Source organism: Pedobacter sp. 01T416_2 (genome assembly GCF_056398925.1).
Genome location: NZ_JBFTQI010001004.1, coordinates 1 through 1787, shown reverse-complemented (window position 1 = coordinate 1787; position 1787 = coordinate 1). Strand labels below are relative to the sequence as shown.

Here is a 1787-nt window from a genome sequence, read left to right as displayed (position 1 = left end):
CTGGCGGACAATGTTACTTAAAAACCGTACGAACAATCAGCGTATGAATTTTAGTACCAATGGTGGCGGTAAGGTAGCCCGTTATTACATAGCAGGTACCTACAACAATGACAACGGTCTTCTTAAAGTTGATGAACGTAATAACTTTAACAGCAATATCAGCCTTAAATCCTATCAGTTACGCTCGAACATCAATATCAATATGACGAAAACCACAGAAGTCATTGTGCGTTTAGCCGGAAGTTTTGATGACTATACAGGGCCGATAGACGGTGGAAGCGGGTTGTATACCAAAATTATGAGGAGCAATCCCGTTTTGTTCCCTGCATATTATCCGGCAGGCCAAATGCCAAAAACAAACCACATTTTATTCGGAAATTCAAGTAACGGACTGCTGATCAATCCTTATGCAGATCTGGTGAAAGGTTACCGCGATTACTCAAGATCGCTGATGAACGCACAGTTTGAGGTGAAACAGGATCTGTCATTCATCACGCAGGGCCTTTCGGCGAGGGGCATGTTCAATACCTCCCGGTATTCTTATTTCGATGTCAGCCGGAATTACAACCCTTTTTATTATTCGGCCAGTGGCTACAATAGCCTGCAGGATACTTATGGTTTAACCCTGCTGAATGAGGGTTCGGCGACCGAATACCTGAATTACAACGAAGGTGCAAAGGATATCAATACGACAACCTACATGGAGGCTGCGGTAAATTATGTGAAGCAGATTTCGAAAGTAAATGATATAACGGCCCTACTGGTATATCAAAGAAGGCAACAGCTCTTTGCAAACAGCGGTACTCTGCAAAAATCTTTGCCATACCGTAATCAGGGGGTGTCTGGACGTTTTACTTATGGCTATAACAACCGTTACCTCGCCGAACTCAGCTTTGGCTATAATGGATCTGAGCGTTTTTTCAAAACTGAAAGGTATGGTTTTTTTCCCGCGATAGGGCTTGGATGGCAGGTATCCAATGAGAAATTCTGGAAACCGATCAGCACTATCGTCAGTAAACTAAGGTTAAAAGCAACCTATGGAATTGTTGGGAATGATGCTATCGGATCACCGGAAGACCGTTTCTTTTATCTTTCAGAAGTTAACTTGTCCGATGGAGGCAAGGGTGCCAGGTTTGGTGAACAATTTGCCTATTATAGGCCGGGAATAACTGTCAATCGTTACGATAATGCTTTTATTACATGGGAAAGGGCAAAGAAATTCAATTTTGGTACAGAGCTGACCCTGTTTAACGATTTCAATTTGCAGGTTGATCTTTTCTCTGAAACCAGGGATAATATTCTAATGGAACGTGCCGCTATCCCAAGTACAATGGGGCTTGCGGCAGCCATCAAAGCTAATACAGGAAAGGCTAAAGCGAATGGAATAGATATCTCAGCCGATTATAACAAAAATTTCAATACATCTTTATGGCTGCGTCTGCATGGGAACTTCACCTATGCACACAGTGAATTTTTACAGTTTGAGGAACCTCAGTACAAAGAAAGTTATCTTTCCAGGATCGGGCAGTCGCTTAATCAGAATTATGGCTTAATTGCAGAACGGTTATTTATCGATCAATATGATGTGGCCAATTCTCCAAAACAGACCTTCGGCGAATATGCAGCGGGCGATATCAAATACCGGGATGTAAACGGAGATGGTCAGATTACCAACCTCGACCGGGTACCTATCGGCCTGCCTACCGTTCCGGAGATCATTTACGGTTTTGGCTTCTCTTCAGGATATAAAAACTTTGATCTGTCGGTGTTTTTCCAGGGGTCTGCCC

The 1787-nt window shown here is 43.1% G+C and carries 1 protein-coding gene; it reads left to right on the top strand.

Annotated elements, in window-relative coordinates; all coding sequences use genetic code 11:
- Positions 1 to 43 precede the first annotated feature (43 nt).
- Positions 44 to 1787, top strand: a 1744-nt coding sequence (locus tag AC1DPQ_RS26735) for a SusC/RagA family TonB-linked outer membrane protein (RefSeq protein ID WP_477611433.1), incomplete at its 3' end; no start/stop codon positions are given.